This is a genomic window from Mesorhizobium sp. INR15 (assembly GCF_015500075.1).
Lineage (GTDB): Bacteria > Pseudomonadota > Alphaproteobacteria > Rhizobiales > Rhizobiaceae > Mesorhizobium.
Map to the genome: position 1 here is coordinate 2,492,487 of NZ_CP045496.1, position 15,423 is coordinate 2,507,909.

General features: G+C 62.4%; 13 protein-coding genes. 8 read left to right on the forward strand and 5 right to left on the reverse strand.

Going from position 1 to position 15,423, the window contains the following annotated elements:
* Positions 1 to 149 precede the first annotated feature (149 nt).
* Both GA829_RS12140 and GA829_RS12145 read right to left on the reverse strand, forming a co-directional pair.
* Entirely contained in the window at positions 150 to 1,406 is a 1,257-nt protein-coding gene (locus tag GA829_RS12140; RefSeq protein WP_195178734.1) for a hypothetical protein, read from the reverse strand.
* A gap of 54 nt (positions 1,407 to 1,460) precedes the next feature.
* Positions 1,461 to 4,037 carry a caspase family protein gene (locus GA829_RS12145; RefSeq protein WP_195178735.1) on the reverse strand — a complete coding sequence of 859 codons (2,577 nt, stop codon included), beginning with the start codon at positions 4,035 to 4,037 and terminating at the stop codon, positions 1,461 to 1,463.
* A gap of 205 nt (positions 4,038 to 4,242) precedes the next feature.
* On the opposite strand from GA829_RS12145, the gene GA829_RS12150 reads away from it, so the two are divergent.
* The 5 genes from GA829_RS12150 to GA829_RS12170 all read left to right on the forward strand — a co-directional run bounded on the left by GA829_RS12150 (position 4,243) and on the right by GA829_RS12170 (position 9,387).
* Positions 4,243 to 5,280, forward strand: a complete 1,038-nt coding sequence (locus GA829_RS12150) for a CapA family protein (RefSeq protein WP_195178736.1) — start codon at positions 4,243 to 4,245, stop codon at positions 5,278 to 5,280.
* Positions 5,281 to 5,377: 97 nt separating this feature from the next.
* Entirely contained in the window at positions 5,378 to 6,328 is a 951-nt protein-coding gene (locus GA829_RS12155; protein WP_374940398.1) for a hypothetical protein, read from the forward strand.
* Positions 6,329 to 6,674: 346 nt separating this feature from the next.
* Positions 6,675 to 6,917 carry a DUF1344 domain-containing protein gene (locus tag GA829_RS12160; RefSeq protein WP_195178738.1) on the forward strand — a complete coding sequence of 81 codons (243 nt, stop codon included), beginning with the start codon at positions 6,675 to 6,677 and terminating at the stop codon, positions 6,915 to 6,917.
* Between the two features lie 202 nt (positions 6,918 to 7,119).
* Complete coding sequence (locus GA829_RS12165) at positions 7,120 to 8,742, forward strand: FAD-binding oxidoreductase (RefSeq protein WP_195178739.1); 1,623 nt, start codon at positions 7,120 to 7,122, stop codon at positions 8,740 to 8,742.
* Between the two features lie 18 nt (positions 8,743 to 8,760).
* Complete coding sequence (locus tag GA829_RS12170; protein WP_195178740.1) at positions 8,761 to 9,387, forward strand: hypothetical protein; 627 nt, start codon at positions 8,761 to 8,763, stop codon at positions 9,385 to 9,387.
* Positions 9,388 to 9,397: 10 nt separating this feature from the next.
* On the opposite strand, the gene GA829_RS12175 is transcribed toward GA829_RS12170, so the two are convergent.
* The gene (locus tag GA829_RS12175) at positions 9,398 to 9,919 is read right to left on the reverse strand and encodes a hypothetical protein (RefSeq protein WP_195178741.1); all 522 of its coding nucleotides are present in this window, start codon (positions 9,917 to 9,919) and stop codon (positions 9,398 to 9,400) included.
* 291 nt (positions 9,920 to 10,210) lie between these two features.
* Here GA829_RS12175 and GA829_RS12180 point away from each other — a divergent pair, with 291 nt between their 5' ends.
* Positions 10,211 to 10,861 (forward strand): hypothetical protein, encoded by a 651-nt coding sequence (locus tag GA829_RS12180; RefSeq protein ID WP_195178742.1) that lies wholly within the window; start codon positions 10,211 to 10,213, stop codon positions 10,859 to 10,861.
* Between the two features lie 19 nt (positions 10,862 to 10,880).
* Entirely contained in the window at positions 10,881 to 11,993 is a 1,113-nt protein-coding gene (locus GA829_RS12185) for a hypothetical protein (RefSeq protein ID WP_195178743.1), read from the forward strand.
* A gap of 33 nt (positions 11,994 to 12,026) precedes the next feature.
* Here the strand turns inward: GA829_RS12185 and GA829_RS12190 are convergent, their stop codons facing one another.
* Both GA829_RS12190 and GA829_RS12195 read right to left on the reverse strand, forming a co-directional pair.
* Complete coding sequence (locus tag GA829_RS12190; protein ID WP_195178744.1) at positions 12,027 to 13,157, reverse strand: hypothetical protein; 1,131 nt, start codon at positions 13,155 to 13,157, stop codon at positions 12,027 to 12,029.
* Between the two features lie 6 nt (positions 13,158 to 13,163).
* On the reverse strand, positions 13,164 to 13,598 hold the full coding sequence (locus GA829_RS12195; RefSeq protein WP_195178745.1) for a hypothetical protein: 435 nt from the start codon (positions 13,596 to 13,598) through the stop codon (positions 13,164 to 13,166).
* An 803-nt stretch (positions 13,599 to 14,401) separates the two neighbouring features.
* On the opposite strand from GA829_RS12195, the gene GA829_RS12200 reads away from it, so the two are divergent.
* Positions 14,402 to 15,340 carry a diacylglycerol/lipid kinase family protein gene (locus GA829_RS12200; protein WP_195178746.1) on the forward strand — a complete coding sequence of 313 codons (939 nt, stop codon included), beginning with the start codon at positions 14,402 to 14,404 and terminating at the stop codon, positions 15,338 to 15,340.
* Positions 15,341 to 15,423 lie beyond the last annotated feature (83 nt).

Genomic DNA, 15,423 nt, shown 5'->3' on the forward strand with positions numbered 1-15,423 from the left:
GCCGGCCTGCAAATGTTGGCTTCCTGCGCTTCCGGTGCTCACGTACAAAAGTACGCTCCGCTCGTCGCAAGAGCGACCCCAGAAGCCATCATTTTCGACTCGGCCTGACCTGAATCTCAACCTTCAGGGCTTCAGTTCTGCAAGGCCGATCAGTTGAACCACAGCGCGAAGGTCAGAAATCCGCCGCCGCCGAACTGGCGCTGGATCTGGTCGAAATCGTCTGATGTCAGGATCTTGCCGCTTTCGAGATAGGGCGCGATTCCAGGGCCTGTGATCGACAGCACAAGGTCGAAAGGCTTCGGCTCGTCGAAGAAGCGCTTCATGTTGATGCCCTTGCCGGTGATGCGGAAATGCGGCAGCAGAACGCGGCCCTCAAGAAGGTCCTCGGCCATGGTCAGAGCGGCGAGCCAGGCCTGCACCTGCTCCTCGCCGACTTCGAGGCCGGTGAGCGGGTTTTCGCCTTTTTGCTGCGGCCCCGGCAGCCACTCGCGGTCGTTGTCGGTCTCGGCGCGTATCGCTTTCCAGTCCTCGCGCGACAGCCGGATCATTTCGAGCAGTTCGCGCCGCGCCGCCTTCCGGCGCTCCGGCTCTACCACCGGCCAGTTGACCAGATGCACCAGCGAGATGAAGTCGGCGAGACGCCATTCCGACGAGAGGATGCCGCCGCCCATGCCGCCATCCAGCGGCACGAGGATATCCTGCAACGGTAGCTTGGCGCGCGGGAACAGCATGTGGAACGAGCTGTCGAAGGTGTTCTTGAAATCATGCGCCAGCCAGAAATCGGCCTGCGCCATCAGGAACTCGGCATAGCCCTGCAGCCAGTAGCCGTCGGCGCGGTCGAAGCGGAAGGTGAGCGCGGGCGCGGCACCATCCGGCGCACCGCCGCCGCGCGACAGCGAGGCCATGATAGCGGCAATGCTTTCATCCGGTGCGATGGCGCCGTCCTCATTGAGGTCGATGCCGACATGGGTGAGATCGATGACCATGCCGATATCGGCATTGTCAGGCACCGATCCCAGCGTCGCGGCTGATTTCTCCAGCCGGTCGCGGAAGGCCACCAGAATGGCGCGGAACTGTTCATAGGTCAGCGGTTCGGGATTGGGATTGTCCGGCACCGGCAACCGCATCAGCGGCAGCATGAAGGAGCGCGGACTATCGAAGCCATGGCGGTGCAAGCCGCTAGCCAGCAATTCCAATGCGGTGAAGAATTCGCCGGCACCGGCGGCATAGGCCGAGGCCGGGTCGCCAGGCGCAGCGGCCTCCAGCGTCGACAGGGCCGTATTGCGCGCACTCACTGTCTTGGCTTCGAACAGGGCGGTTGCCGCTTCGGGCATGGCGGCATGGGCTGAAGACAGTGGCAGGATCAGGAAAAGCGCTGATGCCAGGAGGCTCGAAAGTCGGGTCATCTTGGTCCTCCGGTTTTAGATTTCAATGATAGGCGCATTCGAAGCAACGCGCTGTCACTTCAATGCCGTCATCGCCTTGTCGATCTCGGCCATGCGGTCCCTGAAAAACCCGTCATACCGCGGATAGCCGGCCTTCTGGTAAAAGGTCCAGGCCTGCTGCATGGCATCCTGTGCGTCGCGCAGGATGCCGGCGTCTGCCTTGTCGCGCCCAAGAATGAGCAGGGCTGCCCCGACGCCGCCCTGCAGGGACGCCCATTGCAGCGGCGCGGTCTGGCGCGTCCATTCCTTCAGCGCTTCGCGATAGGACGCAAGGCCAGCCTCGACAGTCGCCGCATTGCCCGTCCGCTCACCGGTGAGCACGAGGTTGCGCGCCAGGTTGTTATGCGCGGTCGCCCAGCTGAACGGCTCGCGTTCGCGCGTCCATTCTTCCAGCGCGTTGTGATAGGCATCCGCCGCCCGCTCGAGCGTCGCCGTGCCGGTTTCGCGCTGGCCGAGCGAGGACAAGGCGTTGCCAAGGTTGCTCTGTTCCGTTGCCCAGAGCAGCGGCACGCGTTCGCGCGTGTTCTCGGTGAGCGCCGCATTATAGGCGTCGACGGCACGTTGCAGCATCTCGCTGCCGTCAAGCCTGTCGCCGATGGCCCACAGCGCGCTACCCAGCGCGTCCTGCGTCGCGGCCCAGGAGAGAGGATCAAGATCGCGCGTCAGCGTCGTCAGCGCATCCTGATAGGCATCGACGGCTTCTCGCAGCTGGTCAGGATTGTTGCCACGCAAGCCGATCCAGGCGATGGCGTCGGCTTCTCCCTTGCGCGCCAAGGCCCATTTGAGTGGTTGGTCCTGCCGCGTAATCGCCTGTCGGGCCGCGGCGAAGGCAAGTGCCGCCTGCTGGTATTGTTCCGGTCCGCTCTTGCGGGTGCCAAGCAGTACAAGCGCGGTGCCGAGATTCGATTGAGCCTCCGTCCACAGCGAAGGATCGGTCTGCCGGATGCCGCTGGAGACGATGCTGGAGAAAATGGCCACGGCCTGCTCCAGTGACGCCGAGCCGCTCTGGCGTGTTCCATACATATACAGCGCCAGGCCGTAGTCGTTCTGGGTCATGACCATTTGCGGCGTCATCCGGTCCTGCGGAAGCAGCTTGGCGGCTTCGCCAAATGTGCGCATCGCGGCTTGCAGTGCCTTGTTGTCACCGCGAAACGTGCCGAAAGCGCGGATGGCATTGGCTTGCGCCAACTTGTAGTGCCAGGCGAGGCCCGTATCGTATCGCCTGACCTGTTCGAACGCCTTGCCGTAGTCGTCGGCGGCCTTCATCTGCTGGAAGGCAAGAAAATAGGTGTCGCCGCTGCGGCTGTAGACCTCGGCGAATTCAATCCGTCTCGCCTTGATGTCGGCTTCCGCCTTGTCGACCGTCTTTGAGAGTTGCGCGACGCGCATCTTCGCCTGTTGCTGGAATTTGATCGCCGTCGTCACCGCACCATCGGCGAGTGCCTTTTCGGCGAGGTTCGACAAGCGCACGATGTCCACGTCGGTGCTCGTCAGCGCTTGCCGCTCGGCAATGATGGCCTTGAGATGTTCGGTCTGGCCGCGCAGCAGCCGGTCCAGTTCGCGAGGATCGCCAGGCACGTCCTTGCCCAAGGCTCCAAGCAGCCCATACAGCGTGCCGAGCGGCACGGCGCCGGAGTTGGCTGCGGCCTCGACGATCCGGCGCGTGTCGGCGGGGGTGGTGGCAATGGTCAGCAGGAGCTTGCGATGCTCGCCGCGTATCTCCGCATCGTCACCAGTCGCCTGTTCCGGTGTCAGGCCGAAGTAGAGCAGACGGCGCAGGCTGGCATTGGTCCAAGGGCGCTGGCGGCCGCCGGTCTGCACGTAGACTTCCTCCGCAACCATCGTCATCACGTCGCCGAAGGCAAAGCCTCCGGCCGCGAGGTGCTTCAGCAGGGCCGCGGCATAGGGGCTGTTGCCGCCGGCGTCGCCGTCGAGCGCGGCATGACCGGGTTCGGCGGCGAACCCGATCACTTCTCCCAGGCTCTGCGGCGCATCGGGTGTATCGGCAAGCGGGACGGCACCTCGTGTCACGCCGAGCCCGGCGGCGGCAACGGGCGCCGGACCGGACGCGGTAGTGATGCTCGCGCCTGCTGGAAACGGATTGGTGCGGCAGGCATCAAGCAGCACGATGGCGACCGGAACCTTGGCCTTTAGTTCGGCCAACAGGCCTGATAGCGCGACGAGGTTCTTGCCGGCATCGGCAAGCGACGATGGAGCGGCGCTGACCGGCACCAGGTAGTTCTCGCCACCGGCCTCGATGCCGTGGCCCGAATAATAGAGCAGCGCCACGTCGGCGCCGGCGGCATCCTCGGCGAAGCGCTGCAAGCTGCGGTCGAGCTTGGCCTTGTCGCCATCGGTGACCGAGGTGACATCAAAGCCAAGCTCGCCGAGCAAACGGTCGACGGCGCGGGCGTCATTGGCCGGGTTGGGCAGGGCGGTGAGGTGTTCGTAGCGGGATTCCCCGATGACCAGCGCCACGCCACGCATCGGCCTGGCATCCTCAGCCCAAGCTGACGATGCATGGAAAAACACGGCAAGGCACAGCGCCAGCAAAAAAGCCGCGTCCGTGGTGCCGCGATGCCGGTCCGCCATCCCCATCTTCGCGCCCGAAAGATTCAAAGACCCAGGCCATGCTAATGCGCCGACCGTGGCGGCTCAATGGCACAGTCGCGGCGGCGCGGTGAATGTCTGGTGGCAAATGATTGGGCGAGCACGTTTCAAACCCCCTGATTGTTGGCGGACATGCTTCAACCGGCCCGACGGACGGTCTACATAGGGCAAACAATCTGGGCATCGCGTGTCGAACTATCCGCTCTCCTACAAACTGTCATGGCTGCCGCGGTTCCTGAAGCCGTCGGTCCTGGGCGATGCCAGTGGTTTCGCGCCAATGGCCGGGAGGGTGATGGAACCGCAGCCAGGCCAGACGGTAAGGCTTGCCTTCATCGGCGATATCTCGGCGGTGGCCAATCGCCGCGCGCCGGCGTGCGATCCGGCGATCGCGGTACTGCTTGGGGCCGCCGATCTGGTGATTGGCAATTGCGAAAGCCCGATCGTGGAAAAACCAAGCGCGGTGCTGGGAACCAAGCTCGGCACGCATCACGCGATGACGGAGCGTTTTCTCGGCGACGCACTGGCAGCGGTCGGCATCGCACCGGAAAAACTGGTGCTGTCGCTGGCCAACAATCATGTGCTTGATCAAGGCTTCGCTGGCTTTGAGGCAACGGTCGCGGCGCTGCAACGGCTTGGGATCCGCACCATCGGCACTACAGGGAATGGCCCGGTAGAGCATGTCGCCGTCGGGCCGCTGATGCTTGGCCTGGCCGCCTTCACGCTTTGGCGCAATGCCGACGAAGCTGTGTTCGCCACGCGTGTGTCGATGGAGAGCGACCCGGCGCGATGGCCGCGGGATGCCGCCAGCGGCGTCGATCTTCTCTGTGCCGTGCCGCATTGGGATTGGGAGTTCAGGCATTTTCCGCGTGCCGAGACCCGAGCACTGGCCAGGCGGCTGGCCGGACATGGCGTTGGGTTGATCGCCGGGCACCACGCGCATGTCGTACAGCCCGTGGAAAGGATCGGCGAGGCGCTTGTTGCCTATGGCCTTGGCGATTTCCTAGGCACCGCATTTGCGCGGCAACCATGGCCCGGCCGCATCGGCGCCATCCTGACGGTCGAGGTCAGCGCGGACGCCGGGACGCGCGGGAAAGTCGCATCCTACCGGATGCATCCTTTCATGCGCCTGCGCACCGGTGATCACGAGCGTCTGGTGCCGGTGGAAGGGCTGGAGGGGGCGATGAGGCCGAGGGTTCTGAAGCGGCTGACAGCGATTTTTGGCTGAGCCCACAAGGGGAGAAGGGGTAGCCCCGGCTGGCGGCTCTGACAAAAGCGGCTATCATGCGGCAACACTGGCGGTGGGGTGGCCGATGGAAAATTTCATGCCGAGCGAGGCCGACGTCGCCAAGATCCGAAAGGACCTCGACGCCTATGAAGCCGCAAGGGCCTCTGCCGTCTGGCAAGTGCGCTGGCGCGTGCCGCTGTTCGTCGGACTGGTGCTGGTAATCGTCGCGCTCATCGCCTGGCTGTTCAACAAGGTGGCCGATCCCAACGAACAGTGGTTCTCGACGCCACATGTGTTTCTCTATGTCATCGGCTTCGTCGCGGCGATCCTGCTTTACTTCAGGGCAATCAGGCCGGCGACGCGGCTTCAGCAGTCGTTCCGCGAAACGCTGGTGCCGATCATCTTCGGCTTCATTGGCGACATGCGCTACCAGCACGACGTGACGCCGCATTCCTTCGACCGGTTGCCGCGCGAGACAGTTGGCGGCTTCACCATGAGCCGCTTCGACGACATCATATCCGGGCGCTATGAAGGGTTCCCGTTCGAACTCTACGAAGCCGATCTGTGGGACGGGGGCGCGACCAAGAACAAGGCGACGACGTTCAAGGGCGTGGTCGTTGCCTTCGAGACGATCGAGCCATTCCCCGGGATACTGGTGGCGGCGCGGCGGGCCGATGGGATCGTCGGCTTCTTCCGCGGCATGTTCGCAGCCAAGATGCAGGAAATGTCCTCCGGCGTTCCTGAGCTCGATGCCATCTACGAGTTCCGCTCCGACAATATCGAGGCCGCGCGGCCATTGGTGACCGGCCGGCTGGCGCAGGCACTGAAATGGCTGGGCGAAACCTGGCCGGACGATCCGGCGCGTATCGCGCTCAACGGCAGCGACGGCTTTCTGCTGCTGCCCGAAACCCGGAATCTTTTCGAACTGCCTGCCATCTCGGTGCCGCTCGACTACAAGACCCATGTCGCGCCGATGATCGCCGACATGGGCGCGATCCTGGCGACGGCGGCTCTGGTGCGCAAGATCGGCGCGAAGGACGAGGCCTGACCCAGGGCAGGGGGCATGAAACAAAATGTGTCCGCCGGGATTTTCGCGAGCCGTTTCGTGATGCCACCGGCCGGCAAATACGGCGGACTTGAGATGGTCACAAGCCGGCCGTAGCGGCCCGCTAACCGACTCATTTGTTGGGTAAAGCACTGTCACATCCGGATGGCCTAACGACCGATGCTGCGTGAGCCGATGACAATGTGTCGGAATTAAGCCACTGATTATGTTTGCTAAAAGTCACTCAACGTGATTTGCGAACGGCCTGCCTTCCGTTCCAGTTTCAGGCCGTCGGCGGTTGTCGCTCAGACAGCGGCGACCCCGGCGAACCGAAACGGAGTACCTACCGATGAAGAAAACCCTTGCAACCACCGCCGCTCTGCTCGCCTTCCTGGGCACCGCCTATGCCGCGAGCGTTCAGGGCACCATCCAGGCCGTCGACCCGACGACCAAGTCGATCACACTCGACGATGGCAAGATTTACCAGCTGTCGCCTGAAGCGGCGATCGGGAAATTGAAGGTCGGCGCCAAGGTGGCGGTTACCGTCGATGACAAGACCGGCATCGTGACGTCGATCAAGAAGGCTTCGTAGACATAGCGCAATTCGTCAGCGGTCCCGCTGACGGCGTTTTTCAGACCCTGTTCCACACTTGGCCGGCCCTTCTGGGTCGGCCATTTTCTTTGATTTCGATGATCGGACCCGGCGAACTGGATTTAACGGCAAGCCGCCCGATAGTGCCACTATGGTTTTTGCCCAAAGGCCGCGTTATCCCTGATGAAGCGGGGGTGCGGTCATGGTGGAAGAGCAAAAGGCATTTCGCCTGTCGCGGCGGCTGCTGCTGGGCGCGGCGGTGGTTGGCGGCGCGGTGCTGTGGGGCGGAAACACCGTGGCGCGGCTGGCGCGCGGGCCGTCAGGGCCGAAGAATGCCGGACGCATCGCCGATATCGACGGTATCGCCCTGCCGCTGAAGCCGCTCGCCAATGCGCCGGCCTATGACCCGTCGCTGGCATGGTCTGCCAAGGGCGGCGACCTCAACGATGCCAGTGGCCTGTCGAGGACGCCGGTCTATGGCGTGGTCGAGGTGAGCGAGGAAGACCATATCGCCAAGGCGCTGGCCTTCGCCCGTGCCAACGGCCTGAAAGTGTCGCTGGCCGCTATCCGCCACTCCATGGGCGGGCACGCGTTTGACGACAACGCATTGGTGCTCGACCTCAGGAAATTCAACAAGGTCACGGTCGACGCCGCCGCCCGAACCATGACCGTGCAGCCCGGCGCGCGCTGGCACGATATCCAGAACCTTTTGCATCCGCGTTTCGCGGTGAAGGCCATGCAGTCGACCGACATCTTTTCGGTCGGCGGCTCGCTGTCGGTCAACGCGCATGGCATGGACCACCAGGCCGGCTCGGTCGCCGGCTCGATCCGCTTGATGCGGGTAATGCTGGCCGATGGTTCGGTAACGACCTGCTCGCCCACCGAAAACAACGACCTGTTCCGCCATGTCGTCGGCGGTTACGGCCTGTTCGGGGTGGTGCTGGAAGCGACGCTCGATATCGTCGACAACACCGTCTACCGGACATCGAGGGAGATCATCAAATCCGATGATTTTCCAAAGTTCTTCGCCGAGGTGCTGGAGCCGAACAAGGATATCGGCCTGTTCTACGGCCATCTGTCGACGGCGCCGGGCAATTTCCTCGAGGACATGATCGTCTACCGCTACGACAAGGTTGCCGACCAGCCGCCGGCCGGCCAGCCGGCGATTGGCGAGCCTGATGGGGTGGGGCTGAAGCGTGTGATCATCAACCTGGCGAAATGGGGCAGCCTGTTCCAGGAATTGAAGTGGTTCACCGAAAAGACGCTGGAGCCGAAATTCGAGAACTGCACGGTGCCGCGCACGTCAGCCATGGCCGAGGGCGAGGCCTGTCTCGTCACACGCAACAACCCGATGCATGATTCCGTGCCCTATCTGTTCAACGACCTGATGGATGAGACCGACATTCTGCACGAGTATTTCATCCCGCGCGCCGCCTATGTCGGGTTCATCACGGAAGCGCGTAAAATCCTGCGCAACCAGGACCTGCCGGTTCTCAACGCCTCGGTGCGCATTGTCCACAAGGAGGATGTCGCTCTGACCTACGCGCCGGAGCCGGCCTATTCGCTGGTGCTCTACATCAACCAGCCGACCGATGCTGACGGCAGTGCCAGGATGCGGGCGCTGACACGGGCGTTGATCGACGTGACGATCAAGCATGGCGGGCGGTTTTTCCTGCCCTACCAGTTGCATTACACGGCCAAGGAGTTGCTGGCCTCCTATCCGGAACTGCCGGCCTTCCTGGCCGTTAAACGGCAATATGACCCGACGGAACTGTTTTCCTCGACGTTTTACCGTGCCATCAAGGCGTTGAGCGGGGTTGCGTAAGAGACGACAGGAGAAGTCATGCGGATCAGATCAACGGCGGCGGCACTCGCGTTCATCATGCTGGGCGCTGGTTCAGGCCAATCGGAAGACCTCAAGGCCTTCAAGCTGACGATCGACGGCGTGGCGGTGGACATCAATCCGGGCGAGAGCCTCGATGTGACCTTGCCTGGCGGCAAGCAGAGCAAGGTGACACTCGACAAGAATGACTTCGCCACCTTTTCCGGCGAGAATTTCTCCTTTGTGCATCCGAGCGACATTTCTGTGACCAAGACCGCTCTCGGCGATCATATCACCCAGTATCTGATGGCATCGGCACTGGGGACGATCGTCGTCGTCCAGGAATACGGCAAGATGAATCCGGTGTCGCTCAACCAGCTGATGCTGCAGGAAATGACAAAGGAATCCGTACAGGCGGGTGCGAAGCTGACGCAGGAGCCGACGACGCGGAAACTTGCCGACGGCAAGGAGATGAGCGGCCTTCGCGCCACGGTGAAATCGCGCACCGACAGCGCCGATTTTGAAGTGGTTAGCTATGGCACGACCGACCAGGGGATCATCCTGGTCACCCGGCTCGACCGCGAAAACGCACCGGCCGAGGCCTCGCTGATCGACAGGTTCTGGGAGAGCCTGAAGATCAAGCTCTGACGACGGGCTGCTACAGCCCGTCCGGTATTTTCGACGCCAGCCAGTTCGCCGACCGCCGGGCTATGCTGACCGTCGCCAATGCGGCGCGGCCAAGGTCGGTCTTGACCACGGCGTAGCCATTCTTGGTGCGATAGAGCACACCGGTTCCGCCGCCGACCACGGCTTCGTAGGCGACGGGCCGGGCCGCGGCCGCTTCCACGGCCGTTGTCTGCGCGCCAACAGAAACACTAGGCCGATGACTGAGTTCCGGCGGCAGCGGATCGGTGGTCTCGACAATCCGGCTGGCGGGCTTCAACTCCGGTCCCGATGCGATGGCTGCAAGCTTCGAGGACGACGCCGAATGGGCGGGGCGGCAGATGCCCGAGATCAGCGGATAGTTGAAACCGCGCTCGTGCAGCATCTGGCTTTTCATAGCGGCTTCGCAATCGGCGATTGTCGACCATTTGGCCGGCGTCTCGCCGATATATTCGCAAAGCTTCGCGTCGCAGTCGCAGCCAACAATGGTCATGGCGACAAGGGCGGTCTTGATCACGGTCTTGTCCCTTCGAGATGCCCCCCGGCATATCAAGGCAACCCATCGCGCGCGAACAAGGCGGGATTTGGCCGCGATTGTGAAATGAGCGTGACCAAGCGATTTTGCCATGGCTGGCCTGCCCAGGCGCCTCGAGTAAGACGTTGATTCAGCTTCAGCAAAAGCGCGGCTATGTCTTGGTGCAGCCGCAGCAAAAATAAACATCGCCAAGTATCTCCTGGCAACTATTCTCCGTTGAACTTTTCTCCTAGGATGAAGCCCATGTAACCATATGGATGCCGGGGGGCTCACATGGGAAGAATTGTTCGGTCCGCATCGGATGACGATCAGGATGAACAAGGGTATTTCAGGCAGGAAGGGGAGATTGGCAAAGGCAGTCTTCATGCCGGCAAAGCCGCCCTGGACGGCGGAGGTGGAAGTAGCGGAGGGGGAAAGAGCGGCGGCAAGTCGAAAGCCGGCGACGGGTATCTCGACCGGGTGGCCAAATATGTGCCTGCCGAAATCGTGGCCTTTTTCATCTTCGTCAACTCGATCCTCGACAACGCGACTGAGAAACCCGTGGCTGCGGCATTGGCGGGAAATTCAGCGGACATCCCCGCTGCCGTGAAGGCGGCAATCATGGGTGTGACCATGGCGGGCATCAGCGTCTGGACCGTGTCATGGACCGTGCTGATCATCGCGCTGCTGATGACGCCGATCTATCTGAAATCAATGAGTGATTCCGATGACAAGGCGGAAGCTCCAGGCACGAACATCGTCATGTCGATGCTGGCCTTTCCGTTCTGGGCTTATGCGGTGGACGCCCTGGCGTTCCGGCCCTGGCACGATGGCGCATTGGCGAGCGTGATGCTGGCAACCTTCACCGTGATCAGTGGCGCCATACGTCCGGGCTTCCTGGCGGGCATGTCCAAAAAGAAGCCGCCCGGACACGGGAAGAAATAGTCCGAGGGGCAGGTGGGCAATGATTGATATCAGGGAAATCGGAGCGCGGGCGCGTGAGTTGGAAGCCCTGGACGACTTGCTCTCGAAGTTCATGGCATTGCCCAGTGCGCAAGCGGTTACGGTGCGCGTCATGCCGTGGCTGCTTCTGGACTATGACGGCTACCGGGCATTCGCTCGGTATTCGGATTTTCTGTCGCATGCCATTGGCTATCCGCTGCTTTTCGAGGACATGTGGATTGGCCCGGAGTTCGCCAATCCGTTCATGATGCCTGGCCGAAACCAGCCCGATCTGGATTGGGATGCCATGCAGGATCGGTTCCAGGACGACAGAATCAGCGAACATCTGATCGGACGTGAGAAACCGCGAGACCCCTTTCACATCGAATTGCATGTCCGTCAGGACGCATATGATCTGTCCCAGGCCGAGATTGTGCGTCGTCTTGCCAATGACAGCCCGCTTTTCGTGACCGTCCAGCGCCGTGGCGCGATGAAGCTGCAGTTCGCGAGCGGCGACCTTATTCTATCGGGTGGTAAAAGCGGCACGATCGGCGGCTTCATCGCCGATCATCGCGGCACCGTGTACGGCCTGACGTGCTCGCATGTCGCCAGTGGCGGTGTGGTAACCGATGTCACGGGAAGGAAATGTGGGGACGTCAAGGCTTCGACGACCCAGGTATCCATGGCAAGCGGCAGCGTGTGCCATCCCAATCCGCGGCGCGGGTCCCCAACCTGTGCGATCAACAGCCTTGATCTTGCGCTGGTCGAGATGTCCGTGGCCGCGACCGCCACAGGCCTGAAACTGGGCGGCAGCGTCGCACAAGGCGATATCGTCGATGTCGGTGCGAGCCGCTCAAGCTACCGGTTCGGCGTGCGGTCGCTTTGTATCGCGATGCAGCTTGGCCTGAACAGCGTCGACTACTGCTATTCGCCGCTCATCGAGCTCTATTCCCCTGCCGGCACCACCTGGCCAAGTGATTCCGGTGCCTGGGGGCTGACGAACCAGTTTTCCGAATGGGCGACCGTCATGGTCGGCGCCGACAGCGTTTCCAGCTTCGCGATTGACGCGCGCGACGCCGCCGACTGGATCGACACTTGCGGCATCGTCAGCGCCGGCGCCTGGTCGGTGTATTGACGCGCCTGTGCTCCACGTAGGGCAGTCACCGCCTCAGTAATCGTAGACGTGTTCGAGCTTCGCGCCGGCCTTCATCAGCGCCGGCAGTACGAGATGCAGCTTGCGTACGGCGATAGTCAGCCCGGTTCGGCGCATCTCCGGCTTGGCCGGCAGCGGATAGCTGAACAGTGCTCGGGCACCGTCCGGCGTGGTGACCGGATCGGGCGACAGAACGGTCACCATGATTTCGTCATTGCCGCCGATTTCGACGAAGGAGACGCCCTTGTCGATCAGGCGCGGGATCATTTCGGTGAACACCTGATAGCGCTTGGTGACGAAGATGGTGCCGTCCGCGCCAAGATCGCGTTCGAGCAAGGTGTCGGCTTCGTTGCGGGCGGCTTCGCCGACCGGTCCCTTGGCCCAGACATGAATGTCTGGGAAAGCCGGGTCCGAGGTCGCGGCAAGCGCCTGCTTTATCAGGTCGGCATAGGCTTGCTTGATGGTGTCGGCGAGGCCGAAGGCAAGCTTGCGTTCGCCGCTGCGCACCGTGCTGTCGCCTGGCGCCGGCTGCACGGCGAACAACTCGGCGCGCTTCTCGGCATAGGGGAACTGATACCAGGGGACCTGATCGAGGAAGGCGGCATAGTCGGCGGCCACCTTGGCCTGGTAGATGTCGGCCGCGGTCCGCTTGCCGGCAATTGCCTCGGTGATGCGGCCGGCGGTGTTCTCATAGGCCCATTGCAGGGCGTGCTCGATCGTGTGACTGGTGCCGATGATGACCAGCATCTGATGGTTTTCGAAATTGAACTTGTATGTGGAACTGGCGCGGATCACCGTCGCGTAGTCCTGCCAGAAGCGGCCGATATAGGCGAAGTAGGGGAAGCCGCTCGGCTGGCTCCTGTCGACGAAGCCGGCATATTCGCGCGCGGCGTATACGATCGCCCATTCGGGATAGGTCAGAAAGGTCGATTCCTCCGGCCGCTGGTAGCCGGGGATTTCCGCGCGGACCTTGTCGGCAAGCGCCTTTGGCGGAGCGCCTTCGGCAATGCCGGGCAAGGACGCTGTGTCCAGTGACGGCGTCGTCAGGAAGCCATAGGTGAGCCCTGCGATCGGGATCAGAATGACGATGACGACCAGCCAGAGGATCGTCTTGATGATGCGCCTTAGCCAGCGGAACAGGAACATGGCCGGTCAGGCCGTGGCGAAGTGGTCGTAGATGCGCTTCGACAGCCGGAAGCCGACATAGACGGCGAAGCCGCCGATGACGATGTGCGGCAGGTTGGCGAAGAAGCGGGCTGGAAACTCGATGTCGTTGAAGGAGCGGAAGCCGTTGATGAAGATGCCGGCGTCGAGGCAGCCGGAACCGGTGATCAGGCCAAGCACACCGTCGAACAGGTAGACCGAGCCGAACAGCTTGAAATAGAACACCGCCTGCCGGTGCGAGATGAAGGCGGCGGCCAGCGCCCAGACGCCTGAGAAGGCGTGCAGCAGGTCGTCATACCATTGCAGCGAGAACAGGCCGAACAGATTGCCGTTGGCATCGTTGAAAGCCGGTATGTAGCCGATGGCGACAACGCCGAAGAACAGGAAGGCATAGGCGACGGCAAGCTTCTGGATCAAGGTCATGAAGTATCCCCCTTCAAGCAGACTGTTTGGAAACTCTACTCCGGCGGCCATCTGACGAAGCGAGTTTCGAAACAGTCTTGGAGCCCATCGCAAATGGACTCTGACAAGGCGATACTAACCGATTTTATCGCGCGGTGAAGCGGCGCCCGCAACTTTGCCGGGAAAGAACCGCGGGGGGCATAAAGACAGTCGGCGCCGGGATTTCTCCCAGCGCCTCCCTGTCAGATCAGGACACGGTCGCGGCAGCAACTTCCGTAAAGTCGTCGCGCCATGCCGGCCTTGATTTTGACGGTCCTGCCAGCCGCTGCCCGAAGGCCTCGTCCGTTCCAGACCACGCCGGTCCTGGCCCTTGCGGGCTTTGCCCTGCGCACCATCGAAGGTTTTTGCCGTCCTTCATGGCAGCATCGGTCCGCCGTTGGCGTTGGCACGCTTTCCGCGGCCCCGTAGGTCTCGGCTTCCTCTCTTGAACAGGCAAGCCTGCTCTCGATCGGGGCCGTACGGGCCTCAGGAAATCCGCCTTTCACTTCGCCTTTCGGCTTGGCGATCGGTAGCCGCCTGAGATGGGTTAAACCTACGCTGGGTAAGGGGTTAGCGAAACTGCGGCAGGCCTGTGGATAGCGGGATTATCGGGGACGGATCGTGGCGGCGACGTAGATTCCCGATCGATGGCCAATCTGGCCATTTCTGGGGCCAGGTGCCGTCGCCCGATATTCCGCCTTGCTCCGCTGGGCGGCGCGGGCTTCAATGCCGGCAAAGGATTTGAAAGCCGCGTCTGGCTTCGAGTTTCCTGGGGGAGGCTACAGTTGAAAGTCGGGGTGGTTCTCAATCCGATAGCGGGTGGCGGCCGGCTGAAACGGCAATGGGCGGAGGTTGCCGTCTCGCTGAAAAAGCATTTCGGCGAATTCGAACTGCGCGAGACGCAGGCCGAAGGTGATGCGGAAAGGCTGGCGCTCGACCTGGCCGCGAGCGGCTACGACCTGGTGATCGCGGCGGGCGGTGACGGTACTGCCAGCGAGGTGGCCGACGGGTTGCTACAGGCCGCCATGGAGAGCGGGCGGGCAACCGAGCTTGGTCTCCTGCCATGCGGCACCGGCATCGACTTCGCGCGTGGGCTCGGCCTGCCGCGCGACGTGGACGCGGTGCTGAAGCGGATCGCGGATGCCAAAGGGCGCAAGGTCGATGCCGGGCGCATCTGCTACATCGACGACCATGGCGCGCTGGCCAGCCGGCATTTCATCAACATCGCCAGCCTCGGCCTGTCAGGCGCCACCGACCGCGCTGTCAATGCCGACAAGCGCAAGGGCAAGATGTCGGCGAAGGCGCTGTTCCTGTGGCGCACCGTCGTGGAGTTCATCCGTTATCGGTTCCAAGACGTCAGCATCACTGTCGACGATGGCGCCCCTGTTGAAGCGCGCATGGCGCTCGTGGCGGTGGCCAATGGAAGGTTCTTCGGCGGCGGCATGATGATCGCGCCGGACGCGGAGCTGACGGACGGGCAGTTCGACATCGTCATCCTGCGCGCGGCGGGCAAGCTCAAGCTGATCTGGGACATCCGCCTGCTCTATGGCGGGCGGCATCGCAACCATCCGGCAATCACCATCCTGCGCGGAAAGAAAGTGGTTGTCGAACCGCTCGGAGATGTGGAAAAGAACGGCGCGCTGGTCGATATCGACGGCGAATCGCCGGGGCGTATCCCGGCGACCTTTGAAATCCTGCCGGGCGCACTGACGCTCAGATATTGAATCAAGTCGTTGCCTAGTTGATTCAAGTGGTTCCGAAACCGAATCCGGCTAATCAACCAGGCCGATGAAATTGCTTTGATTTT

What these genes read in the sequence shown, in the direction of transcription:
- GA829_RS12140 (WP_195178734.1), bottom strand. Translation starts at nt 1,406, where the DNA reads ATGACCCGACTTTCGAGCCTCCTGGCATCAGCGCTTTTCCTGATCCTG.
- GA829_RS12145 (WP_195178735.1), bottom strand. Translation starts at nt 4,037, where the DNA reads ATGGCGGACCGGCATCGCGGCACCACGGACGCGGCTTTTTTGCTGGCG.
- GA829_RS12155 (WP_374940398.1), top strand. Translation starts at nt 5,378, where the DNA reads ATGCCGAGCGAGGCCGACGTCGCCAAGATCCGAAAGGACCTCGACGCC.
- GA829_RS12160 (WP_195178738.1), top strand. Translation starts at nt 6,675, where the DNA reads ATGAAGAAAACCCTTGCAACCACCGCCGCTCTGCTCGCCTTCCTGGGC.
- GA829_RS12165 (WP_195178739.1), top strand. Translation starts at nt 7,120, where the DNA reads ATGGTGGAAGAGCAAAAGGCATTTCGCCTGTCGCGGCGGCTGCTGCTG.
- GA829_RS12170 (WP_195178740.1), top strand. Translation starts at nt 8,761, where the DNA reads ATGCGGATCAGATCAACGGCGGCGGCACTCGCGTTCATCATGCTGGGC.
- GA829_RS12180 (WP_195178742.1), top strand. Translation starts at nt 10,211, where the DNA reads ATGGGAAGAATTGTTCGGTCCGCATCGGATGACGATCAGGATGAACAA.
- GA829_RS12185 (WP_195178743.1), top strand. Translation starts at nt 10,881, where the DNA reads ATGATTGATATCAGGGAAATCGGAGCGCGGGCGCGTGAGTTGGAAGCC.
- GA829_RS12190 (WP_195178744.1), bottom strand. Translation starts at nt 13,157, where the DNA reads ATGTTCCTGTTCCGCTGGCTAAGGCGCATCATCAAGACGATCCTCTGG.
- GA829_RS12195 (WP_195178745.1), bottom strand. Translation starts at nt 13,598, where the DNA reads ATGACCTTGATCCAGAAGCTTGCCGTCGCCTATGCCTTCCTGTTCTTC.